Raw genomic sequence first — 23,888 nt, 5'->3', positions numbered from 1 at the left:
TCCTTGAACCCCATGACCAAGATGAGCGACGCAAACGCTGCCTGCGGCGAAGCCTAGGCGGAAAGCGTCGAGTAAGTGGCGCGCCCCACCGCGACCAGCGCCTTCTGTTCGTTGAACACATCGACATCCACCAGGCCGACGCTCTTGCCGGCTCGCCGGACCCTGGCGGTCGTGATCAGCCGGGTCTTGATGGCGGGCCGCAGATAATCGACGCGGAAGTTGACGGTCGGCAGGGGCCGCCGCAGCGCCATCACCAGCGCGTAATCGCCGACCGTGTCGATGATCGCCGCGATCGGACCGCCATGCCATTGACCGGAGCCGGCGCCGCGCTCGAATTCCGGCTTCATCTCGCAGGTCATGGTGACCAACTCCCCTTCGGGATCGGCCTCCGTGACCTTGAGGCCGAGAAAGGCGATGAAGGGAGACCGGTCGAGCTGCGCCTGCATCTCCGCCGCCGACATCGGCTTGATTGCCTCGCTCATGGTGCCACCACGACCTTGCCGAACACCTCGCGGTCCTCGATCACGCGCAGCGCCTCGCGGGCGTCCTCGAGCTTGTAGACCTTGTCGATCAGCACCTTGAGCTTGCCCTCCTGTACCAGCTTCAGGAGCGTCTCGATGTCCGAGCGCATCCAGCCGTTGGAGCCCAGGACCTTGAGCTCGAAGGTCCAGATGAAGCGGATGTCCTCCTTGGGATCGAAGCCCGCGGTCGCGCCGCAGGTCAGCAGGCGGCCGCCGACCTTCAGCACCTTGAGCGACTTCACCCAGGTATCGCCGCCGGTGTAGTTCACGACCACATCCACGCCGCGGTCGGTGCCGCCGCCGCGCCGGGTCGGCTTGCCGTAGAGCTTGTAGACCTCGTCCTGGAAATCGTGAGTGACGTAGTTGATCGTCTTGTCGGCGCCGAGCTCCGCCAGGCGCTTGGCCTTGGCGTCGGTGCCGGCACAGGCGATGACCTCGGCACCGGCGAGCTTGGCGAGCTGCAGGCAGCACACGCCGACGCCGCCCGAGGCGCCCAGGATCAGTACCTTCTCCCCCTTCGCCACGTGACCGTTGGTCATCATCATGCGCAGCGCCGTGCCATAGGCACAGGGTAGGGCGGCGGCGTCGGTGTAGCTGACGCCGTCGGGAATGCGCACGAGCTGATGCGCGCGGGCCCGGCAGAGTCCAGCAAGGCCGCCATGCACCGTCTCGCCCATCAGGCCGCCTTCGACCCGGTTGATGGGATCGACCAGCACGCGATCGCCCTTCTTCCAGCCGGTGACGCCTGGCCCGACCTCGGCGATCTCGCCAGCGATGTCGAGGCCCATGATAGCCGGCATCGGCACCTTGATGCCCGGCATGCCACGCCGGGTGAAGACATCGTGATAATTGAGCGACGAGGCCTTCACGGCCACGATCACGTCACCCTCGCCAGGCGTCGGATCGGGAAAGTTGGGCTCGAAATTCAGGTGATCGGGCCCGCCATGCTCGCGGACGACAGCTGCTTTCATTTTTGAAGGTCTCCTCCGGTTGGGATTTGTTTGGCCAGCGCGCGTTTGTCGATCTTGTTGGTGCCGGCGAGCGGCATCTCGTCGACGAAGAACACCTGCCTGGGATGCTGGTAGGCCGGGGCATTGGCCAGGGCGTAGGCTTTCACTGCCTGCTCGTCGAGAACAGTGCCGTTGGCCCGCACGATGAAGGCGACCGGCTTCTGTCCCTTGAGGTCGTCGGGGACGGGCAACACGGCGGCCTGATGGATGTCGGGATGACGCTCCAGCATCTTCTCGACTTCACCCGGATAGATGTTCTCGCCGCCGCAGACGAACATGTCGTCGGCGCGACCGACAAAGAAGAAGAAGCCGTTCTCGTCGCGGCGGAACACGTCGCCGGTGCGGTAGAATCCGTCCGGCGTCATCGCCTTGGCGGTGGCCTCGGGCAGATTGTGATAGTGCGTCATCAGGGCGCCGCACTTCATCTCCAGCACGCCCTCGTCCTGGACCTCGCGTCCCTCGCGCACGAGGCGGAGTTGAACGGCGGGATGCGGATAGCCGGTCGAAAGCTCGGGCTGCGGCAGGCCATCGGGATGCGGGCCGAACACCACGGGGCCTGCTTCCGTTGTGCCATAGCCGTTGCTGATCTGCGCCTTCGGAAACACGGCCCGCACCTGGTCGATCAGAGACTGGGTGATGGGCGCCGATCCCATGCGTACTGCCTCGACGGCGGAGAGATCGTTCCGGGCCAGCAGCTCCTTCTCGCGCAGCATCATGGCGATCATGGTCGGCACCGACGTCAGGAACGCGACACGATGCCGGGCGGCAGCCTCGATGTAGCCCTTGGTGGTAAATTGCGGCAGCAGCACCACAGTGTCGCCGTGGCTGAAGGTGGTCTGACACATGGCCAGGCCGTTCATGTGATAGAGCGGTGCCGCCACCAGCGAGCGCGCGCCATAGGGCCCAGGCCGCCGCGGCCGTTGGCTCATCGCCCAGATGTGGGAATAGTGCGACAGCACCACGCCCTTGGGCCGCCCAGTCGAGCCCGATGTATAGAGGAACATCGCCGGCTCGTCGGGCTTCATCTCGATCGGCGTGAACGGCCCCTCGTCGAGGAAGGCGGAGAAATCCGCATCGAAGGAGATCTTGGGAACGGTGTCCGGCGCGAGCGGCAGGCGGGCATCGTCTCCAATCACGAGCTTGGCGTCGCAATCACCGACGATATAGGCGACCGTCTCCGCCGGCAGTTTCCAGTTCACGGGGACGGAGACGAGACCGGCCTGCATGGTGCCGAGGAAGGTGAACAGGAATTCGGCCCGGTTGGCGGACAGGATGGCGATCCGATCGCCGCGCTTCAGCCCGCGCTTCAGCAGTCCGCGCGCCACGGCGCCACTTTGCCGGATCAGATCGGCATAGCTGTAGGTTCGCTCGCTGCCGTCCCCGCCGACATCGATCAGCGCCAGACTGTCATCCGGCACCTCACGGGCGATCGCATTACCCTGATTGCTCCATTTCATCGCGTCGCTGCCCTATTCGATGAATTCCAGAACGGCATTCATGGCCTCCCTGGCCGGAACGACGACGCGATCCTTGCTTCGCATCACGCCGGCGATCTGGCCGTCCTGCAAGGCGCGGGCCGCTTTGCCGAGTGATGTGGTGCGAAAGCTCAGGCCTGCCATGTAAGCCGGCCGGCCTTCGGGGTCGGGCACAGCATTGCCGAACTGTTCCTCGAGCGCGGCTGCGGTGATGACGTCGAAACGGGAATTGCCGACTACGAGGCTCTTGCCGCCGGCGATGTCGCGCACCGCCTCGGTGCCGAACATATCCTCATAAAGTTTAATGCCTTTGACGGGGTCGGGATCGACGATAAGGGCGCGCGCGATGGCGACGACGCCGTTCCCGTGGTGACGCCACTCGTCTCGCCAGACCAGCTCGCGCGTGAAGTGATGGCAATAATAGACGCGGCCGTAGGGAACGATGCCGGCCTTCATGCGCACGGTTCGGAAGCGGGCATCGCCCTGGCCGCCCGCGAATTTCACGGGGCGAGTGAACTCGACCGGCGGCTCGACCGGAACACCGGCTTTGCTCAGCGCGGCATAGGTGACAGCGGAATCCTCGGTGCCGAACACCAGTCCGTTGAGTCCAAAGGAAAAGTTCAAGAGGTCGAGACGACCCGACGTTGCACCCTTGGGCACGGCGATCAACTCGAGATAGTCGGTCCCGAACATCGCGAGGTGATTCATCGACCCGAGCGAATGGTAGCCACGCTCCGTTAGCGTGAAGCCCAGGCGTCGATAGATATCGGCGGCACGGTCCATGTCGTCACGCGCATTGATCACGACGTGATCAAGCGTTGGCACTGGCAGTGTCATTGTCGAAACCCCTTTCGCGCCCGAGACCGGCATCGTTGCATCCTGAGGCGCGTCCCGTTTTTTCTATATTCCGTTGCTGAGGCTTGGTGAGCGGAAATCATTTCCAAGATTTCCTCGTTCCGAAGAATGATCCCGCTATCTTTGTCGAGCAAAGAAGATTCTTGCTTCGTGGCCTGCATTTTGCTGCGCTTGCGGTGGGTCTGAAGCTAGGTTCGCCGCGTTTCGTCTTGGGGTGCACGATCATGACTGTGAGATTCCATCCAACGCGTCGCGCGACGCTCGCCGGACTTTCGATGCTGGCGCTGAGCGGTGGCAGCGCGCTCGCGCAGACTGCGACACCGAAGAAGGGAGGGACGCTTACCTTTCTGCAAACGAGTGAGCCCAACACGCTGGTTTCGCTGACGACCACGGCGACATCAGCGCTCACGAACAGTGCCAAGGTCACCGAAGGGTTGCTGGAGTACGATTTCGACATCAAGCCACGACCGGCGCTGGCGACGGAGTGGTCGATCAGCCCGGACGGCAAGACCTATACCTTCAAGCTGCGGCCGAACGTGAAGTTTCACGACGGCAAGCCGTTCACGTCGGCCGACGTTGCCTACTCGATCCAGCTCCTGAAGACGGTTCATCCGCGCGGACGCAACACCTTCGCCAACGTCACCGAGGTTCAGACGCCGGATCCGCTTACCGCGGTGATCGTGCTCAGCAAGCCTGCACCCTATCTCATCAAGGCGCTGACGGCGGCGGAATCGCCGATCGTGCCCAAGCACCTCTACGAGGGGACCGATCCGGTCACCAACAAGAACGGCAATGCGCCGATCGGCACCGGCCCCTATCTCTTCAAGGAATGGGTGCGCGGCAGCCATGTCATCTACGAGCGCAATCCCAACTACTGGAATGCCGACCTGCCGCGCATCGACCGGATGGTATGCAAGTTCGTGACGGATCCAGGCGCGCGTTCGATCGCGTTCGAGAACGGCTCCGGCGACATAGGCTACCGCACGCCGGTCGCGCTGGCGGATCTCGACCGACTCAAGAAGCTGCCCAACCTCGTGTTCGAGACCGACGGCACGAGCTACTCCTATAATGTGCAGCTGCTGCAGTTCAATCTCGACAGCCAGTACTTCAAAGACATCAAGGTACGCCAGGCGATCGCGCACTGCATCGATCGTGCGGCGCTGCTCAAGGTCGTGGCCTATGGCTACGGCGTCGTCAGCTACTCGCCGATCGCGCCGGGTCTCAAGGAATTCCACGATCCGACGCCGAGTCCGTATGCCTACGACCTGAAGAAGGCCGAGCAGCTTCTCGATGAGGCCGGCTTCAAGCGCGGTCCGGACAAGATCCGGTTCAAGGTACCGATGGACTTCAATCCCGTCGGCGACGACGGCCGGCGGACCTGCGAGTTCCTGCGCGCCGTCCTGTCGCGGGTTGGCATTGCCGTCGAGATTCGGGCAGCCGATCTGCCGACGTTCGCCAAGCGCATCTACACCGACCGCGACTTCGACTTCACCTACAACGGCCATTCGAACCTGTTCGATCCAACCGTCGGCGTGCAGCGGATCTACTGGTCCAAGAACTTCAAGAAAGGTGTGCCGTTCTCGAACGGGTCCCATTACGACAATCCAAATGTCGATGCGCTGCTGGAGGGGGCCGCCGTCGAGAACGATCCGGTCAAGCGCAAGGCGATGTTCGTCGAGTTCCAGAAGATCATCGCCGAGGAGGTACCCGACATCAGCCTCTTCCAGCCGCTTTATCTCACCATCAAGAACAAGCGGGTGCACGACGACTCGATTACCGCTGATGGCGTTGAGGCCAATATGGCGCAGGTCTGGCTCGATGCCTGATCCGGCAACTTCCGGCCTGGCGGCCTTGTTCAATGGCGAAGCGGCAGGTGGCCTGACATGAGGATGGGCCGCCGCATCGCTTCGACGCTCAAGCGGACGGCGATCCATGCCCTGCCGACGGTGCTTGGCATCATCGTGCTCGATTTCCTGTTCCTCCAGCTCATGCCGGGGGATGCGGCAGACGTGATGGCCACGGAAGCGGGCTCGGCGACCGCCGAGACCGTGGCGGCGCTGCGCCATCAGTTCGGAATCGATCAGCCTGTGCTGACGCAGCTAGCGAATTTTCTCAGCCATCTCGCGCGCCTAGACCTCGGCTATTCGCCGCGATTCAATGCTTCGGTCGGCAACCTGATCATGGCGCGCCTGCCCAATACCCTGCTGCTCATGGTATCGGCGCTGACGCTTGCATTGGTGTTGGGAATCGTCGTCGGCTCCGTGATGGCGGCCTGGCAAGGCAAGTGGCCGGACCGCGCGCTTTCCGTGGTCGTCCTACTTTTTTATTCCATGCCCGGTTTCTGGGTCGGGTTGATGGCGGTGGTCCTGTTCTCGGTGAAACTCGGGTGGCTGCCGAGCGACGGCAATGAGACGATCGGCGCCAACCTGTCCGGCTTTGCCCTCGTGAGCGATCGTCTCACGCATCTCATCCTGCCGGCGCTCGCACTCGCCTCTTTCTTCATCGCGGTCTATGCCCGCCTCACCCGCGCCGCGATGCTCGAGGTGCAGCGCCAGGATTTCATGCGCACGGCGCGCGCGAAGGGGCTGCATCCGCTCCTGATCCAGCTGCGGCATGCCTTGCGCAATGCCTTGGTCCCGGTGACCACGGTCGCCGGGATGAACCTCGGCAACCTGCTTGGAGGTGCCGTCGTCGTCGAGACGCTGTTCGGATGGCCCGGCATGGGCCGGCTGACGCTCGATGCGGTGCTGGGGCGCGATTATTCCGTGCTGCTGGGCGTACTGCTGCTCTCCTCCTTCGTCGTCATCGTGGTCAATGTGCTGATCGACCTGCTTCATGCCTGGCTCGATCCGCGCATCGGAGCCACCGAATGAGCGTACAGGCCGAACAACCCATCGTCGTCACGGGGGCCGCCGCCCCGGGACGCGCAATCCCCCGCCGCCGGCGGCGCCTGCGGGCCTTCTTGCGCAACCCCACTTTCGTTGCTGGCGCCCTGATCCTCACGGCCCTCGTGCTGCTCGCATTGACGGCCGGCCTGCTTTTTCCCGCCGATCCGCAGGACATGGTCGGCACGCCCTTGTTGTGGCCCGGACAGGACGCCGAGTTCCCGCTCGGTACCGATTCGCTCGGCCGCGATGTGCTCGCGCGACTCGTCTATGGCACGCGCGCCTCCTTGCTGGTGGGCGTCGCGGCGGCTGCGATCGGGCTTGCCATCGGCATGGTGGTGGGGGCTTTCGCCGGCTTCCTCGGGGGCCGGGTCGATGCCGCGCTGATGCGCCTGGTCGAACTGTTCCAGACCACGCCGACCTTCATTCTGGTGATCGTGATCGTATCGATCACCGAGCCGACCATTCCGACCATTGCGATGGCGATCGGACTGGCCTCCTGGCCGACCGTGGCACGATTGGTCCGCGCCCAGTTTCGCTCGTTACGCGAGACGGATTTCGTCATGGCTGCGCGCAGCCTGGGCTATTCGCCGTTGCGTATCATCGTGCAGGAGATCCTGCCGAATGCCCTGCCACCGGTGATCGTGGCGGCGTCGGTGATGATCGCCAACGCCATTCTCACGGAGGCCGGCCTGTCGTTCCTCAACATGCGCGATCCCAACGTCATCAGCTGGGGCGGCATGATCGGCGACGGGCGCGATCAGCTCCGCACGGCCTGGTTCCTGACCGCGCTGCCGGGCGCCGCCATCGCGATGGCGGTGCTCTCCCTCAATCTCGTCGGAGACGGGTTGAACGAGATCCTCAATCCAAGGACCGAGCCGTGACGGCGGGCGCTGCGCTGCTTTCCGTCGACAAGTTGTCGGTGGCCTTTCCGGGCCATACGGCGGTGCACGAGGCTAGCTTTTCCATCTCTCCTGGCGAGACCTTGGCGCTGGTGGGGGAGTCGGGCTGCGGCAAGTCGGTGACGGCCTTTTCGGTGATGCGGCTCCTGCCTCCCAATGCCCGTGTGGCGTCGGGGCGGATCAGCCTCGAAGGCACAGATCTGCTGGCGCTGTCCGAAGCCGAAATGCGCGAGGTGCGTGGCGCCCGCGTTTCGCTGATCCAGCAGGAGCCGATGACCTCGCTCAATCCGGTCCTGTCGATTGGGTTGCAGATTTCCGAGGTGATCCGCCGCCATGAGAAGGTGTCGCGCAAGGCGGCGCGGGAACGAGCGGTGGAGTTGCTGGATCTTGTCAGCATCCCCAATGCCCGCAACCGCATCGACGATTATCCGCACAACCTGTCAGGCGGCATGCGCCAACGCGTGATGATCGCCATGGCGGTTGCCTGCCAGCCCAAGCTGCTGATCGCGGACGAGCCGACCACGGCCCTCGATGTCACGACGCAGGCGCAGGTCCTCGATCTTCTCGACGATCTGCGCCATCGGCTTGGCATGGCGGTGCTGCTGATCACCCACGATCTTGGCGTGGTGGCGCAATGGGCCGACCGCATTGCCGTCATGTACGCCGGCCGGATCGTCGAGCAGGCGGGAATCGAGCCGTTCTTCGCCAGTCCCATGCATCCCTATTCGCGCGGCCTGCTCGGGGCGCGCGTCGATGTCGACGCTGACGAGCATTACGGCAGCCACCGGCTCACCGAGATTCCGGGCAGCATTGCCTCGGCGGCAGGGCAGACGGGCTGTTCCTTCGCGCCGCGATGCCCTGTTGTGCAGGCAGCCTGCCGTCAGGCCGTGCCGCCGCTGACGCCGCTGGGTGAGGGACGGGCGGTTGCCTGTCCGGTAACCACGTCGGTGCCTCTTGCCAATCGGCCTTCCTTTCCCCTGTCGGGGGCGGGTGCCCGCCAATGACGCCTCTCCTTTCTGTCCGCGACCTCCATACGCGCTACGCCGTCGGTCGGCAGGTGCTGCGCGCAGTCGATGGGGTCAGCTTCGAGGTCGGGCGTGGCGAGACGGTTGGACTGGTCGGCGAATCGGGCTGCGGCAAGTCCACGCTCGGCAAGACCATCCTGCGGCTTGTGCCCTCGGCGGAAGGATCGATCACACTCGACGGCGCCGACATCACGCATCTTGGCGACAGTGCCATGGCGCCGCATCGCCGGCGCATGCAGATGATCTTCCAGGATCCGTTCGGTTCGCTCAATCCGCGTCATACGATCCGCACGGTGCTGGACACGGCGCTGAAGGTGCATCGCCTGGGCGACGCCGCCGAACGCGAGCGGCGGCTGGTCGAGATCATTGCCCGTGTCGGGTTGCCGCCCGATTCGCTCGATCGCTACCCGCACGAATTTTCCGGCGGTCAGCGCCAGCGCATCGGCATCGCGCGGGCCCTGATCCTGCAGCCGGCCCTGATCGTCTGCGACGAGCCGGTTTCGGCGCTGGATGTCTCGATCCAGGCCCAGATCCTGAACCTGCTGGTGGATCTCAAGCGCGAATTCGGGCTGGCCTATCTCTTCATCAGCCACGATCTCAGCGTCGTGCGCTATTTCGCCGACCGCGTCCTCGTTATGTATTTCGGCCGCATCGTGGAAAGCGCCTCGCACACCACCTTGTGGCGCGACCCGCGTCACCCCTACACCAAGGCTCTGTTCGCCGCCCTGCCATCAGCCGACCCGACGCACAAGCGCGGCGAACCGCCGATCAAGGGCGAACTCGTGACCACCGAGCACGTGACGGGTTGCCGCTTCCATTCACGCTGTCCGGCCGCGACCGATCGCTGCCGGACCGAGGAGCCCGTGCTCCGCCCCCTGGGAGAAGGACATCATGCCGCCTGTCACTACGCCTGAGTCGATCCGTCTTGCCGTCGATATCGGCGGCACTTTCACCGACGTGGTGCTGGAGACGGGAGAGGCGCGTTTTTCCGCCAAGGTGCTGACGACCAAGGCCGCCCCTGAGGATGGCGTGCTGGAGGGCATGCTGCGCGCCCTCAAGCTGGCGGCGATCGAGCCGGGCCAGGTGGGGCTGATCGTGCACGGCACCACGCTGGCGACCAATGCGATCATCGAGCGCAAGGGTGCGCGAACGGCGCTGGTGACGACGCAGGGCTTCCGCGATTCGATCGAGATGGCGCAGGAGAACCGCTTCGAACAGTACGACATCTTCATCGAGAAGCCGGAGCCGCTGGTGCCGCGCACGCTGCGCTTTACGGTGCCCGAGCGCATGGACGCCAAGGGTGGCGTCCGCCTGCCGCTCGATGAGAAGGCTGTGGAGGCGCTGGCCGACACGCTGAAGGCGAAGGGCATCGAGGCCGTTGCCGTCGGCTTCCTGCATTCCTACGCCAATGACGCGCACGAGAAGCGGGCCGGCGAAATCCTGGCGCGCAGGCTGCCACATGTTCGCCTCTCGCTGTCGTCCGAAGTCTGCCCCGAGGTGCGCGAGTACGAGCGCTTCTCGACCACCTGCGCCAATGCGTATGTGCAGCCGCTGATGGCCGACTATCTCGAGCGCCTGCGCAGCCGCATGGAGCAGGCGGGCTTCCGCTGCCCGGTGCTGCTGATGACCTCGGGTGGCGGCCTCACCACGCTGGAGACGGCGATCCGCTTTCCCATTCGCCTCGTCGAGTCCGGGCCCGCCGGCGGCGTCATCCTGTCGACCTGGATTGCCGAGCGCTTCGGCATCGATCGCATCCTGTCCTTCGACATGGGCGGCACGACGGCCAAGATCTGCATCATCGACGACGGCAAGCCGATGGCCTCGCGCAGCTTCGAGGTCGATCGTCGCTACCGTTTCATGAAGGGCAGCGGCCTGCCGGTTCGCATCCCCGTGATCGAGATGGTCGAGATCGGCGCTGGCGGCGGCTCGCTGGCGGGCGTCGATGCCATGAAGCGCATCACCGTCGGCCCCGAGAGTGCGGGCTCCGAGCCGGGCCCGGCCTGCTACAAGCTGGGCGGCACGCGACCGGCCGTGACCGATGCCAATGTCGTTCTGGGCCGCATAGACCCCGATCGCTTCGCCGGCGGGACGATCGCGCTGGATGCCGGACTGAGCCGGGCCGCCATCGACAGTCATGTCGGCCAGCCGCTCGAGCTCGACACGACTCTCGCCGCCTTCGGCATCTCCGAGGTTGTCGAGGAGAACATGGCCAATGCCGCCCGTGTCCACGCGGTCGAGCGCGGCGCCGAACTCGAGGGACGCACGCTGATCGCCTTTGGCGGTGGCGCGCCGCTGCATGCCGCGCGCCTGGCCGAGAAGCTCGGCATATCGGATGTGCTGATTCCGGCCAGCGCCGGCGTCGGCTCGGCGGTCGGCTTCCTGCGCGCTCCGATCGCCTTTGAAGTCGTGCGCAGCCGCTTCGTGCGACTCTCGGCGTTCGATGCAGGCGAGGTGAACGCCATGTTCGCCGCGATGGAGAAGGAGGCGACCGACGTCGTGAAGCTGGGGTCGGGCGATGCGCCGATCACCATCACCCGCAGCGCCGACATGCGCTATGCCGGCCAAGGTCACGAGATCCTCGTCCCGTTGCCGGACGGTCCCTTCACCTCGGAATCCGTTGCGGAATTGAAGCGTCGTTTCGAAGCTGGCTATCGCGCCCTGTTCAGCCGCGTCGTGCCGGCCCTCGATGTCGAAGTGGTGGGCTGGATCCTGCGGGCCGAGGCGCCGGCGCCGGGACGAGCCGCGGATCAGGCCACCGCCGGTCCGCAAGCCTCCGGCGCGGAAGTCGGGTCGAGCGCAGCGCCGCGCGCCGACGAGGTCCGCGACCTGTTCAATCCGCTGCTGCGCGAGTTCGCATCCGTGCCGGTCCACCGCCGTTCGAAGCTCCGGCCGGGCGATTCCATTGCCGGGCCCGCCGTCATCGCCGAGGACGAGACCACCACCATCGTCACGGCGGGCTTCACCGCCGCGCTCGATCCGTCGGGCGCGATTCGTCTTACCGCCAAGGCCGCGCCCAAATCCGCCACGCTCCAGGAGGCCGCGCAATGAGCAGCAGGTCCAATCATCCGCTGAGCCGCATCGAATACCAGGTGATGTGGAACCGCCTGATCTCCGTTGTCGAGGAGCAGGCGCAGACACTGGTGCGTACCGCCTTCGGCACCGCCACGCGCGAGGCGGGCGATCTCTCGGCCGGTGTCTACGACACGAAGGGCCGCATGCTGGCCCAGGCCGTCACCGGCACGCCGGGCCACGTCAACTCGATGGCCATGAGCACGGGTTACGTGCTCGACAAGATTCCGCTCGCGAAGATGAACGAGGGCGATGCCTTCATCGTCAACGATCCGTGGCAGGGCACCGGCCATCTCAACGATATCGTGATCGTCACGCCGACCTTCCGGCGTGGCAAGCCGGTCGGACTGTTCGCCTGCACGCTGCATGTCGTCGATATCGGTGGTCGCGGCATCATGGGCGCTGCCAACCAGGTCTATGAGGAAGGGCTCTATATCCCCATCACCAAGATCGTCGACCGCGGCGAGATCAACGAGTGGCTGATCGATATCATCAAAGCCAATGTGCGCGAGCCGGTGCAGGTGATCGGCGACATCTATTCCGAGATCGCCAGCAACGAGGTCGGCGGCAAGCGTCTGGTCGCGATGATGGACGAGTTCGGGCTCGAGCATCTCGATGATCTCGCCGAGCACATCCTCGATCATTCGCGCGAGGCAAGCTTGGCCGCCATCAACAAGCTGCCGCACGGCACCTATCACAACACGATGTGGGTCGACGGCATCAACGGCAAGACGATGGAGCTCAAGGCCAAGCTCACCATCGGGCCCGATGGCATCGACGTCGATTTCGCCGGGTCGCCCGGCATGGTGCAGCTCGGCATCAACGTGCCGCTCTGCTACACCGAGGCCTACACCTCCTTCGGCGTGAAGTGCATCGTGGCGCCGCACGTGCCGAACAATGCGGCCTCGCTCGCCACCATTCGCGTCACCGCGCCCGAAGGCAGCATCCTGAATGCCAAGCATCCGGCGCCGGTGGCGGCGCGCAGCATCATCGGCCAGATGCTGCCTGACGTCGTGTTCGGCTGCCTGGCGCAGGCGCTGCCCAATGGCGTGCCGGCAGAGGGCACGTCGTGCCTGTGGAACGTGCGGCTGATGGGCGGCATGGGCCGCGTCGATGCCGATCCGGAGGTGCTGAAGGACGCGACGTCGTTCAACGTCACCGGCTTTCATTCCGGCGGCACCGGCGCGCGACCCAAGCTCGATGGCCTGTCGGCCACGGCTTTCCCCAGCGGCGTGCGCAACGTGCCGGTCGAGATCACCGAGACCAATGCGCCGGTGCTGATCTGGAGCAAGGAGTATCGCACCGACTCGGGCGGCGCCGGCGAATATCGCGGCGGCCTGGGGCAGGTGATGGAGATCGAGACAGCGGAGAACAAGCCGTTCGCGATCTCGACCTCGTTCGACCGCGTTGTCTTCCCGCCGCGCGGACGGCACGGCGGCCGGGATGGCACGACCGGTCGGGTCGAGCTGGTATCGGGCAAGGAACTCTCGCCCAAGGCGCATTCCTCCATACCGGTCGGCGAGCGGCTGCGCGTGTCGATGCCGGGTGGCGGTGGCTATGGTGACCCGATGAAGCGGCCCGTCGACAAGGTCGTGCAGGATGTCGAGAAGGGACTCGTCTCGCGCGACAGGGCGCGCGACCTGTACGGTGTGGTCATAACGGCGGACTTCGAGGTCGATGTCGATGAGACAGCGAAGCTGCGCACCAGGATAGCGGCGGAGTAATGTGAGGACGACACGGTATCGACGACACGAGTAAGTAACGTCGATACATACTTGGTCTCTTCACGACAGGGTGATGCTGCAGCGCGCTTGCGCATGACCGATCTGCAGCGTATCTGCGCGACTCACAAGAGCGTGAAAGTTCGCGTTGAGAAAGCATGGCTGCTTTGATGTTGCGTCCAGCATCTCGGAAACGCAGCCCATTGTAAAATAACAGGCAATCCTCACGTGAGTTGCCTATGAGTGCTGCGCCTGCTCCTCAGATCGTCCCGCTATTCTCCACGCCTATCGTGATGTTCGAGGTCCCGGATGCGCCCAAGCTCAATGCCGAGCTGCGTCAGGTGATCGAGCAGCGCTCGCGCACGCATCCTACGACACAGAAAACCAACATAGGCGGCTGGCAGTCGAGCTGGGACATGGATCGCTGGGGCGGACCGGCCGCGATCCAGCTTCTTGCCTTTGCCCGCAACGTCGCCAATCGCATGACGACGGACATCAACGGAACGAGCGGTCAGGGCCCCTATCCCGGCCATTTTGCCGTGACATGGCTCGGCAACATGTGGGCCAACATCAATCGCAGCGGCGATGCCAACGACCTCCATTCCCATCCGGGCGCCTACTGGTCCGGCGTCTATTATGTCGACGATGGCGGTATCGCCGCCGATCCCTCGTTGGGCGGTGAGCTCGAATTCATCGATCCGCGCGGCCCCCTGCCAGTGATGAACGCGCCGCATTTGCGCATGTCGGGCAGCCTCACTGCCGGCACCACCGAGCGGATCCAACCCAAGCCAGGCCGTATGGTGATCTTTCCCGCCTGGCTTCTGCATCAGGTCAGGCCCTATCGCGGCCGCACCGAGCGCATCTCGATCGCCTTCAATCTCGCCGTGTAGGTCTAATCCATCTGCAGGACGATGCGGCCGTCGATGCCGCCCTGTTCCATGCGCGCGAAAATGGCATTGATGTTTTCGAGCCGGTCCCAGGAGAAGTGGGCGGCGACCGCGCCGTCGCCTGCGAACTCCAGCGCCTCCTCGAGATCCTGGCGCGTGCCGACGATCGAGCCGCGCACCGTGATCCGCTTCAGCACCGTGTCGAAGATCGGCATGGCGAAGGAACCCGGCGGCAGGCCGACCAGCGCCATGGTGCCGTGCGGCCGCAGCGCACCGAACGCCTGCTCGAACGCCTTGGGCGATACCGCCGTGACCAGCACGCCGTGCACGCCGCCGAGCTGGGCCTGCAGCGCCTGCGCCGGATCAGCCGCGCGCGCATCGATCGCGATGTCGGCGCCGAGCTGTCTGGCCAGGGCGAGCTTGTCGGCGTGCACATCGATGGCCGCGACATGCATGCCCATCGCCTTGGCATACTGGACGGCCATGTGGCCGAGGCCGCCGATGCCCGAGATCGCCACCCATTCGCCGGGCTTCACCTCGGTTTCCTTCAGCCCCTTGTAGACGGTGACGCCGGCGCACAGGACCGGCGCCGCCGGCCCCCAGTCCAGCGTGTCGGGCAGGCGGCCGACATAATCGGGGTCGGCAAGCGTGTAGCCGGCGAAGGTGCCGTTGATGGAGTAGCCGGTGTTCTTCTGCGCGCCGCACAGCGTCTCCCAGCCGGTGCGGCAGTGCGGGCAGTAGCCGCAGGCCGTGTGAAGCCAGGGAACGCCGACCCGGTCGCCTTCCTTGACCCGCCTGACCTCGCGCCCGGCCTTGGCGACCATGCCGACGCCCTCGTGGCCGGGGATGAATGGCACCGACGGCTTCACCGGCCAGTCGCCCTTCACCGCGTGCAGATCGGTGTGGCAGACGCCGGTGGCGGCAATCTTGACCAGGATCTGGTGCGGGCCGGGCTCCGGCACCGGGACGTCCTCGATGACAAGCGGGGCGCCGAGCGTGTGGACGACGGCGGCTTTCATGGTGCCGGGCATGCTACTCTCCCTGGGCGGTGAACGAACGCGGTGCGCACAAAGCCTCGAGTGCGTGAGGCAGGCTTTGGCTGCCCAATCGATCGCAGGATGGGCGGGGCGCGACCTTGATGCGGATCAAGACGAACGCCTGTTGCCGTCGACGCCAGGCTGGCCGTTAAATTACAATTCAATATTGGAAATTGGGCGCGTTTGCGCATTGCTGGCGGGAAATCCCGCTCGGCTCCGGCGCCTGGCCGTTCCTGGCGGGCATTGGGAGCTGCATTTGCGGCGGTTTGCGCCGCCTAACCGGTGTGTTGCCCAAATGCCTCAGGCCTCGGGGGATCGTCCGGCGGTGCATTGTCCCGACAAATCACCGAGCGTATACGGGGGGCGTCATTTTTGAGGGAGATATGGTCGTGAAGAAGAGACTTGTCATTGCAGCCGCCGCCCTCGCTGCATTTCCCGTCGTTGCCCAGGCTCAAACCCCGTCTTCCGGCTTCTATATCGGTGCCGAAGGTGGTCTGAACTGGATGCTGAACACCACCGTGACCGCGCCGAGCCTGCCGGGCTCTCCGTCGTTCGGCCTGACGCCGACCACCGGCTGGGCCGCGGGCGGCGTCGTCGGTTATGACTTCGTCGGTCCGCGCGTCGAGTTGGAAGGCGTGTTCCGCCAGAACCCGACCAATGCCAACGTCCCGGGCACTGCCCTGAACAACAAGGTCAACCAGCTCGGCATCCTTGCCAACCTGCTGTATGACTTCGCGCCGGGCGCGACCATCACCCCGTATATCGGCGCCGGTGCCGGTGTCGGCTTCGTCGACAGCCAGTCCGCTCTGGGCAGCACGGTGTTCGCCTATCAGGGCATCATCGGTCTCGGCTGGAACATCGACACCAACTTCCGTGTCAACCTCGACGGCCGCTACTACGGCACGACCAACCCGACGGTCTATTCGACCAACTGGTCGAACAACAACTTCAGCGTGATGCTGGGCCTGCAGGTCAAGTTCGGCGCCCCGGCTGAAGCTGCTCCGCCGCCGCCGCCGCCGGTCCAGGCGCCGTCTTACATGGTGTTCTTCGATTGGGACCGCGCGAACCTGTCGCCGCAGGCCCTGGCCACCATCCAGCAGGCGGCTGACGCCTACAAGACCAAGGGCAACGCTCGCATCACGGCGACCGGCCATACCGACCGGTCGGGCCCGGAGAGCTACAACATGGCGCTGTCGCTGCGTCGTGCGAACGCGGTCAAGGACGCTCTGGTGCGCGACGGCGTGCCGGCCACGGCGATCTCGGTCGTCGGCAAGGGCGAGGCCGATCCGCTGGTTCCGACCGCCGACGGCGTCCGCGAGCCGCAGAACCGCCGCGTCGTGATCGTTCTCCAGTAAGCGATCCGCAAGACTTACCGCCCCACCCTCAAGGGGCAGACCGGACGGGCGATCTCGCAAGAGATCGCCCGTTTCGTTTGCGCGGTGCGCCACCGAGCGGCAGGGTCGCTCCGCATCGAGCTTCTTACCCACGGTCGCCGCCGTCGGCGCGGGCCAGGTCGATTGACCGACCTGGCCTGACCATGTGCGGACGATCTAACGCTGGAACATGCCGGTCAGCGTCGCCTTCTCGAGCGTGTTGAAGTTCAGGAAGAAGCCGACGACCGCGCCCGATGTGTCGGCCGTCACGGGCAGGCTTTCCTCTTTCACAGCGAAGACGGTGAAGACATAGCGATGCGGACCGTGGCCCGGCGGCGGGGCGGGGCCGATATAGCCGGTCTGGCCGAGATCGGTCCGTGTCTGGATCGCCCCCTTGGGCAGCAGGCCGGCCTTGGGATTGCCGGCATCGAACTGGAGTTCGGTCGTGCTGGCCGGAATGTTCACCACACCCCAGTGCCAGAAGCCCGAACCCGTCGGTGCATCCGGATCGAAGCAGGTGACCGCAAAGCTCTTGGTGCCCGCCGGTGCGCCTGACCAGGCGAGATGCGGCGACTTGTTGCCCCCATCGGTGCCGAACCCGAAGTTGGCCGACAGGACATGCTCCATCGCGAGGGTCTCGCCCTCCTTGAAGCTGTTGCTGGTGAGAACGAGCGCCATCTTTTCCTCCAAGCCTGTGGCACCGGAGGATAGCGAGGCCGGACGTCCTGCGCCAAGCCCGCTGGCATCGCCGCACGAAAGGGGCGGCGATGAAGGTCGCCCGTCCGGCTCAGTCCGCGAGCGGCATGGCCACCGGCCGCATCGGTGACCCGGTCGCGCCCCTGAGCTTGATGCAGGCGCCGAAGAAGGCGAACTCGTGGATGCCTTCCCCGACCAGCTCGTCGAGATAGGCCATCTCCAGGATCGGCACGCCGGCCTCGGCCAGCAGGTAGGTATGGACGGGAAAGAAGTTCAGCGGCTCGACCGTCGGCGTCTGCTCCAGCGTCAGGTTGTCGGCGCCGATCATGATGGCGCCGTTCTTGGCCAGGAACTCCGCGCCCTGCCGGTTGAGGCCGGGCGTGTTCTTCACGAACGCCATGTCGGGCCACAGCTTCATCTGCCCGGTATGGATCAGCACCACGTCGCCCGGCTTGAGCGCGATCTCCTGCCGCTTCAGGCAGGCGGTGAGGTCGGCCTCACCGATGGCGTGGCTGGGCGGCAGCGTCGGCACGCCGTGCAGGCCGGCGACGTCGAGCAGCACGCCGCGGGCGAAGATGGGCGGGAAGGTCTCCGCCCCGCACTTGCGCCAGGTGCGGCTGCCGAGATGCTCCGACGTGTTGAACTCGTTGAAGATCAGGTCGCCGTAGCCGAAGTGGTTGAAGGTATCGATGTGCGTGCCGCAATGCGTGTACATCGAGATGGCATCGCCCGAGTAGCCGACCAGCCGGTTGGCCTCCAGGCTGACGCCCATGCTGTTGTCGACGATCTCGCCGCCCGGCGTATGCGTCATCCAGATCTGATAGGTCGGATCGCCGGCGCCGAACCAGCCCGGCATGCCCATGAAATGATCGACCGACAGGTCGAACACCTTCGATGCATCGGCCCGACTCAGGATCGCCGAGCGCGACTGCGCATCGATCAGGTTCAGCATGCCGATCTGGTCGTCGCTGCCGAACGGACTCTTCGAGACCTTATGGAATTCGGCGTTGTAGGCGATGATCTTCGCCTTCATCGCCTCGTCGACGTAGCACAGTGCGCACATGGCTTCCTCCTGGCCGGTTCAAGATCGATCCAAGCGGCCGCCGTGTGCGCTTCTTCCCGGCGAGGTTCCTTATCCCTTCGACGACGTTACGCCGAACGAAGCAAGGCGTGTGCCGGAGGCGGGATCTTCCTCCTCATGTCAGGCATAGGATTTCGGTGTCATCCCGAGCGAAGCGAGGGATCTTTGTCAGTTTCGAGGAAAGGTCCCTCGCTTCGCTCGGGATGACACCTCGACCGGTGGTGTGGACTTCACTCCTCCGGATATGCTCGGGCTATCCGAATTCCACCGCGTGCCTGATCTGGAATGCGCCCAGCAGCTCGGCGCAGCGCTTCACGATCGCCTCGCTCGAGAGCGTGCCGGCATCCTCGATGCGGACCTCGGCCAGCGTGCCGTGCGTCGTGTCGTTGCGCACCACCACCTGCGCCTTCACGCCCTCCGCTCGCAGCGGTGCCAGCGCCGCATCGAACGCACGCTGGGCCGCTTCCAGCCGTAGCGCCGGCTTGAAGATCTTGCCGACGCCGGTCACGGGCATGACGGGGATCGGCACCACCTGCACCGGGACGGCGGCGCGCTCGGGGATTTCCTGGCGGCAGAATTCGCGCAGCTCGTCGGGCGTCGCCACCTTGTCGGGCTTGAGCTGCACGAAGGCCATCGGCAGCTCGCCGGCATAGGAGTCGGGCAGGCCGACCGCGGCGGCGGTCTCGACGGCGGGATGGCGCGTCAGCGCCTCCTCGATCACCAGCGGGTCGATGTTGTGACCGCCGCGGATGATCAGGTCCTTGGAGCGGCCGGTGAGCCAGACGTAACCGTCGGCGTCGAGCCGGCCGAGATCGCCCGAATCGAGCCAGCCGTCGGCCAGCATCGCGCCCTTGTTGTGGCCGGGATTGAGATAGCCCGGCGTCACCTGCGGTCCGCGCATCAGCACATGGCCGATCTCGTCGATGTCGCAATCGCGGCGGATGGTGCCGTCGGGCGCCACGTCGGCGATGCGCACTTCGGTGTAGGGCAGGCGCAATCCGACCGAGCCCGGCCGGCGCTCGCCATGCAGCGGGTTCATCGTCGAATAGCAATGTACCTCGGTCATGCCGTAGCCCTCGACCACCGGCACACCGATCTCGCTCTCGATGCGGCGGATCAGCTCCACCGGCACGGTCGAGCCGCCGCTGACGAAGGTCTTGAGCGAGGAGAGGTCGTGGCCGTTGCGCGGCACGTTCATGATTGCCGCCAGCGAGGTTGGCACCGCGCCGCCCACCGTCACCTTGTGACGCTCGACCAGCCGCCACCAGTCGCGCACCACGTTGGGATTGCGGGCGCCGAGCGGCGTCGGGATCAGGATCGTCCAGCCATTGGCGATCGGCGACAGCGCGCCCACGATCGAGCCGCCGACATGGAACTGCGGCAGCGGGTTGATCATCACTGTGCCCGGCCCGAGATCGAACACCAGCACGTTGGTCCACGCCGCCAGCGCCAGCGCGCCGTGCGTGTGCTGGGCGAGCTTGGGCAGGCCGGTCGTGCCGCCGGTATGGAACAGCGCTGCCACCGTGTCGCGCTCGAGGGTCTTGGGCGCCACCAGCGCGTCGCCGGGCTGCCGTGCCGCCGCCCCCTCGAACTCGATCACGCCCGGCAGCGGCGCGCTGTCCGCGCCGCCGACACGGAACACCTTCAGCCCGGGCAGCGCCGCCTGGATCTTCTCCACCTTGGGCCAGATGTCGGGGAAGATCGAGGGATCGGCGGCGATCAGCGCCTTGGCGCCAGCCTCCTTCATGATGCCGGCGATCTGCGAGGCATCGAGGAAGTAGTTCACCGGATTGGCGACGGCCGCGATCTCCGCCCCCCACAGGGCGAAGAAGGTCTCGGGCAGGCCGGGCATCAGCAGCGTCACCGTATCGTCGGGGACGATGCCCTCGGCGCGCAGCAGGTTCGCGGCCTGGATCGTGTGACGCAGCATCGCCTCGTAGCTGACATCACGCACGGTATCGCTGTCGCCCGTGCCGGCGAGATAGCGGATGGCGACGCGCCCGGCATTGGCGGCGGCAGTCTCCTTCAGGAGTTCGAACACATTGCCCGCGCTTATGCGCTCGGTGACCGGCACCTGTTCGAGCGCCACAATGTCTGCGTGTGTACGGATCTGCATCTCTCGCTTCCTGCCCTGATCGATTTGTTGGGCGGGATATGAGCAGAGCGCGGCGACGCTGTCAGCCATCTCCTTTGGTCGTCTGGAAGAAAGCCCGAGTTCCCCCGGGATGAGGTGGTAGGTGGTTCGGCCAACTCGTCGGGCGCCGCTTGGCGCCTCAGGGAAGCGCGCAACTCCAGTTGCGCATTCACACAGATGAGCGCCACTGGAGTGGCGCGCTCCTATGAGGCTTTATCCGGGCGTGGACAGAAATATCTCACTCTGAAGAGGCCGCGCCAGCGGGCGTCTCGAAGGGTGGAGCAGGCTCGGTCGCTTAAACGACCATAATCGTCGATTGGACGGTATCGGGCTTATGCTTGCGCGCCGAGAAGGAGTCCTCTCATGCGCACGCGTCCATTATTTTTCCATTTATTTAATGGCATCGGCCCCTCGCGAGGCTCGCGAGCCTCGCGAGGAATCGTCTCCGATGCGGCCGGGCCAGCGTTGCAGGCGATTCCTCGCGAGGAAATTTTTATGAGACAGCGGCCGTCACGCCACCGCGTTGCGCGCGATCACTTCGCGGTAGAAGGCGGCGCTGAGCTTGGGCGTGCGCTTCTGCGTGGTGTAGTCGACATGGACGAGTCCGAAGCGGGTGGCGTAGCCGTCGGCCCATTCGAAGTTGTCGAGCAGGCTCCACAGGAAGTAGCCGCGCACCGGGACGCCCTCGGCCGTGGCGCGCTGGAGCTGCGTGAGATAGTTGCGCAGGTACATGATGCGGTCGGTGTCGTAGATCTGGCCGTCCTCGGCGAGCTGGTCGGCGCTCGAGGTGCCGTTTTCGGTGATGTAGATCTCCTTGGCATTCCACAGCGTCGCGGCATGGCGCGGCGCCCAGTAGAGCGCCTCCGGGCCGATGGTCAGCCAGGGCGAAGCCATGTGGGGATAGGAACTCGGCAGCGGCAGCGCGCGGTAATGCGGCGCGGCATCGGTCGCGACCACGAAGAAGCTCGGCGTGTAAACATTGAGGCCGACGAAATCGACCGGGCTGGCGATGATCTTGAGGTCCTCGGCCGTGAACTTCGGCGCATCGGCACCGGTGGCGGCGAGATAGGCGTCGGTGTAGCGGCCTTCCAGCATCACGGTGAGGTAGGGCGCGTTGAACTCGCGGGTGGCGATCTCGGCGGCGCGGATGTTCTCCGGCGTCTCGACCGCCGGGATGCCGATGGTGATGTTCTCGGCCGGTCCGATCCTGATCGGACGCCGGGCGCTGGCGCGCATCGCCTGGACGCCGAGGCCGTGCGCCAGCACCGCATGGTGGCGCACCTGGTTCACGCCCTGCGGCGGCAGGGTGAGGCCGGGCGCGAACACGCCGGCGGCGTGGCCGTGCTCGACGAAGGTCAGCATCTCGTTCAGCGTGAAGAAGTTCTCGACCCGGTCGCCGAGCTTGTTGGCGACATAGCCGGCATAGGCGCCGAAGGCCTGGGCCGTGTCGCGCGACTGCCAGCCGCCGCGATCCTGCAGCGCCTGCGGCAGGTCCCAGTGATAGAGCGTGGCGAACGGCTTGATGCCGGCCTTGAGCAGTTCGTCGACCAGCCGGTCGTAGAAATCGAGCCCCTTGGGATTGGGTGTGCCGGTGCCGTCGGGAAAGACGCGCGGCCAGGCGATGGAGAAGCGATAGCTGGTGGCGCCCAGCGCCTTCATCAGCGCCACGTCTTCCTTGTAGCGATGATAGTGATCGACGCTGACATCGCCGGTCGAGCCGTCGCGGATCTTGCCCGGCAGGTGGGAGAAGGTGTCCCAGATCGACGGGCCGCGCCCGTCCTCGTGCACGGCCCCTTCGACCTGATAGGCCGCCGTGGCCGTGCCCCAGAGGAAACCGTCGGGAAAGCCCGACTGGCTCTTGGGTGCTGCATCGGCCTCGGTCGCGGCGATCGTGGCGCCGAGTGCCGCGGTCAGGACGGCCGCGCCGGCGAGATCGCGGCGGGACAGGCGGGCAGGCATTGGCGCGGGGGAAGGCGATGCGGTCATGCTCGCGGTCTAGCAATCGCCGCCGCCTCGGCCAAGGTGAGAACGCCGTCGGAAAGGACTAGGCTACCGCAATGACACAACTCCGCATTCCCGCTGTCTATATGCGCGGCGGCACCAGCAAGGGCGTGTTCTTCCTGGCCGACGACCTGCCGTCCGATCGGGCCGAGCGCGAGCGGGTGCTGCTGCGCGTGATCGGCAGCCCCGATCGCTACGGCAAGCAGATCGACGGCATGGGCGGCGCGACCTCGAGCACCAGCAAGATCGTCATCCTGTCGAAATCGACGCGGCCCGATTGCGACGTCGACTATCTGTTCGGCCAGGTCGCGATCGACAAGCCGATGATCGACTGGTCGGGCAATTGCGGCAATCTCACCACGGCCGTCGGTCCCTTCGCCCTCGAGACGGGGCTGGTGCAAGGTCCCAAGGACGGCACGGCGACGGTCCGCATCTGGCAGGCCAACATCGCCAAGAAGATCGTCAGCCATGTATCGATGCAGGATGGCGAGGTGGTGGAACTGGGGGCCTTCGAGCTCGACGGCGTGACCTTTCCCGCCGCCGAGGTGAAGCTCGAGTTCCTCGATCCCGCGGCGGAGGACGACGAAGGCGGTGGCGGGGCGATGTTCCCGACCGGTCGCCGCGTCGATACGCTCGATGTCCCGGGCATCGGGGTGATCGAGGCGACGCTGATCACCGCCGGCAATCCCACCATCTTCATCGACGCTGCCTGCCTCGGGCTGAAGGGCACCGAGCTGCAGGGCGACATCAACGGCAAGGCCGAGCTGCTGGCGCGGGCAGAGACGATACGAGCGCAGGGCGCGCTGGCGATGGGGCTGATCAAGAGTCTCGACGAGGCGGCAAAGCGGCAGCACACGCCCAAGCTCGCCTTCGTCGCTCGGCCCGCGCCCTATACCGCCTCCGACGGTCGCAGCGTCGAAGCCGGATCGATCGACCTGCTGGCGCGCATCTTCTCGATGGGGGTGCTGCACCACGCCATGACCGGTACCGGGGCGGTGGCGATCGCGGCCGCGGCGGCCATTCCTGGCACAGTGGTCAGCCGCATCGCGCCGGTGGGCGCCGACGGCCGGGTGCGCTTCGGTCATCCGTCCGGAGTACTGAGCGTCGGCGCCGAGGCGTCGGAACAGAACGGCGAATGGACCGTGAAGAAAGTCCTGCTGAGTCGCACCGCGCGGCGGCTGATGGAAGGATGGGTGCGTGTGCCGCCTCGATGAAA

Annotated in this window: 19 protein-coding genes; 10 read left to right on the top strand and 9 right to left on the bottom strand. The window is 65.6% G+C overall.

The window, feature by feature from the left end:
• Positions 1–53: 53 nt before the first annotated feature.
• The 4 genes from B5D62_RS15735 to B5D62_RS15720 are packed head-to-tail and all read right to left on the bottom strand — an operon-like array spanning position 54 to position 3,843.
• Complete coding sequence (locus tag B5D62_RS15735) at positions 54–482, bottom strand: PaaI family thioesterase (protein ID WP_085934866.1); 429 nt, start codon at positions 480–482, stop codon at positions 54–56.
• Entirely contained in the window at positions 479–1,492 is a 1,014-nt protein-coding gene (locus B5D62_RS15730) for a zinc-binding dehydrogenase (protein WP_085934865.1), read from the bottom strand. Before B5D62_RS15730 ends, B5D62_RS15735 begins: the two co-directional genes overlap by 4 nt.
• On the bottom strand, positions 1,489–2,988 hold the full coding sequence (locus tag B5D62_RS15725; RefSeq protein WP_085934864.1) for a class I adenylate-forming enzyme family protein: 1,500 nt from the start codon (positions 2,986–2,988) through the stop codon (positions 1,489–1,491). Before B5D62_RS15725 ends, B5D62_RS15730 begins: the two co-directional genes overlap by 4 nt.
• 12 nt (positions 2,989–3,000) lie before the next feature.
• Positions 3,001–3,843 carry a VOC family protein gene (locus tag B5D62_RS15720; protein ID WP_085934863.1) on the bottom strand — a complete coding sequence of 281 codons (843 nt, stop codon included), beginning with the start codon at positions 3,841–3,843 and terminating at the stop codon, positions 3,001–3,003.
• A gap of 242 nt (positions 3,844–4,085) precedes the next feature.
• Between B5D62_RS15720 and B5D62_RS15715 the strand changes: the two genes are divergently transcribed.
• The 8 genes from B5D62_RS15715 (at position 4,086) to B5D62_RS15680 (ending at position 14,353) form a co-directional block, all read left to right on the top strand.
• The gene (locus B5D62_RS15715; protein WP_085935138.1) at positions 4,086–5,687 is read left to right on the top strand and encodes an ABC transporter substrate-binding protein; all 1,602 of its coding nucleotides are present in this window, start codon (positions 4,086–4,088) and stop codon (positions 5,685–5,687) included.
• 57 nt (positions 5,688–5,744) lie between these two features.
• Positions 5,745–6,734 (top strand): ABC transporter permease, encoded by a 990-nt coding sequence (locus B5D62_RS15710; RefSeq protein WP_085934862.1) that lies wholly within the window; start codon positions 5,745–5,747, stop codon positions 6,732–6,734.
• Positions 6,731–7,630: an ABC transporter permease gene (locus B5D62_RS33995; RefSeq protein WP_085934861.1), complete on the top strand. Its 900-nt coding sequence runs from the start codon at positions 6,731–6,733 to the stop codon at positions 7,628–7,630. The genes B5D62_RS15710 and B5D62_RS33995 overlap by 4 nt, the downstream gene beginning before the upstream one ends.
• Positions 7,627–8,652, top strand: coding sequence for an ABC transporter ATP-binding protein (locus tag B5D62_RS33990; protein ID WP_085934860.1), 1,026 nt, complete (start codon positions 7,627–7,629; stop codon positions 8,650–8,652). Before B5D62_RS33995 ends, B5D62_RS33990 begins: the two co-directional genes overlap by 4 nt.
• Positions 8,649–9,587: an ABC transporter ATP-binding protein gene (locus B5D62_RS15695; protein WP_085934859.1), complete on the top strand. Its 939-nt coding sequence runs from the start codon at positions 8,649–8,651 to the stop codon at positions 9,585–9,587. Before B5D62_RS33990 ends, B5D62_RS15695 begins: the two co-directional genes overlap by 4 nt.
• Entirely contained in the window at positions 9,565–11,721 is a 2,157-nt protein-coding gene (locus B5D62_RS15690; RefSeq protein ID WP_085934858.1) for a hydantoinase/oxoprolinase family protein, read from the top strand. Before B5D62_RS15695 ends, B5D62_RS15690 begins: the two co-directional genes overlap by 23 nt.
• Positions 11,718–13,466 carry a hydantoinase B/oxoprolinase family protein gene (locus B5D62_RS15685; protein ID WP_085934857.1) on the top strand — a complete coding sequence of 583 codons (1,749 nt, stop codon included), beginning with the start codon at positions 11,718–11,720 and terminating at the stop codon, positions 13,464–13,466. Before B5D62_RS15690 ends, B5D62_RS15685 begins: the two co-directional genes overlap by 4 nt.
• A 236-nt stretch (positions 13,467–13,702) precedes the next feature.
• A complete protein-coding gene (locus B5D62_RS15680) occupies positions 13,703–14,353 on the top strand; it encodes a 2OG-Fe(II) oxygenase family protein (RefSeq protein WP_085934856.1) in 651 nt (216 codons plus the stop codon).
• A 2-nt stretch (positions 14,354–14,355) separates the two neighbouring features.
• On the opposite strand, the gene B5D62_RS15675 is transcribed toward B5D62_RS15680, so the two are convergent.
• Positions 14,356–15,381: a zinc-dependent alcohol dehydrogenase gene (locus B5D62_RS15675; protein ID WP_085934855.1), complete on the bottom strand. Its 1,026-nt coding sequence runs from the start codon at positions 15,379–15,381 to the stop codon at positions 14,356–14,358.
• Positions 15,382–15,776: 395 nt separating this feature from the next.
• On the opposite strand from B5D62_RS15675, the gene B5D62_RS15670 reads away from it, so the two are divergent.
• Positions 15,777–16,742, top strand: coding sequence for an OmpA family protein (locus B5D62_RS15670; protein WP_170920964.1), 966 nt, complete (start codon positions 15,777–15,779; stop codon positions 16,740–16,742).
• 195 nt (positions 16,743–16,937) lie between these two features.
• Here the strand turns inward: B5D62_RS15670 and B5D62_RS15665 are convergent, their stop codons facing one another.
• The 4 genes from B5D62_RS15665 to B5D62_RS15650 all read right to left on the bottom strand — a co-directional run bounded on the left by B5D62_RS15665 (position 16,938) and on the right by B5D62_RS15650 (position 22,630).
• Complete coding sequence (locus B5D62_RS15665; RefSeq protein ID WP_085934853.1) at positions 16,938–17,438, bottom strand: YbhB/YbcL family Raf kinase inhibitor-like protein; 501 nt, start codon at positions 17,436–17,438, stop codon at positions 16,938–16,940.
• 109 nt (positions 17,439–17,547) lie between these two features.
• Entirely contained in the window at positions 17,548–18,519 is a 972-nt protein-coding gene (locus B5D62_RS15660) for a cyclase family protein (protein ID WP_085934852.1), read from the bottom strand.
• 271 nt (positions 18,520–18,790) lie between these two features.
• Positions 18,791–20,653 (bottom strand): acyl-CoA synthetase, encoded by a 1,863-nt coding sequence (locus B5D62_RS15655; protein ID WP_170920963.1) that lies wholly within the window; start codon positions 20,651–20,653, stop codon positions 18,791–18,793.
• Between the two features lie 528 nt (positions 20,654–21,181).
• Positions 21,182–22,630, bottom strand: coding sequence for a GH1 family beta-glucosidase (locus B5D62_RS15650; protein WP_085934850.1), 1,449 nt, complete (start codon positions 22,628–22,630; stop codon positions 21,182–21,184).
• Between the two features lie 98 nt (positions 22,631–22,728).
• On the opposite strand from B5D62_RS15650, the gene prpF reads away from it, so the two are divergent.
• On the top strand, positions 22,729–23,886 hold the full coding sequence (gene prpF, locus B5D62_RS15645) for a 2-methylaconitate cis-trans isomerase PrpF (RefSeq protein ID WP_085934849.1): 1,158 nt from the start codon (positions 22,729–22,731) through the stop codon (positions 23,884–23,886).
• Positions 23,887–23,888 lie beyond the last annotated feature (2 nt).

The organism is Enhydrobacter aerosaccus (genome assembly GCF_900167455.1).
In the GTDB taxonomy this organism is placed as follows: Bacteria; Pseudomonadota; Alphaproteobacteria; order Reyranellales; family Reyranellaceae; genus Reyranella; species Reyranella aerosaccus.
Note: the sequence above shows the minus strand (reverse complement) of the source record. Positions and strands in the feature narration are given on the sequence as shown.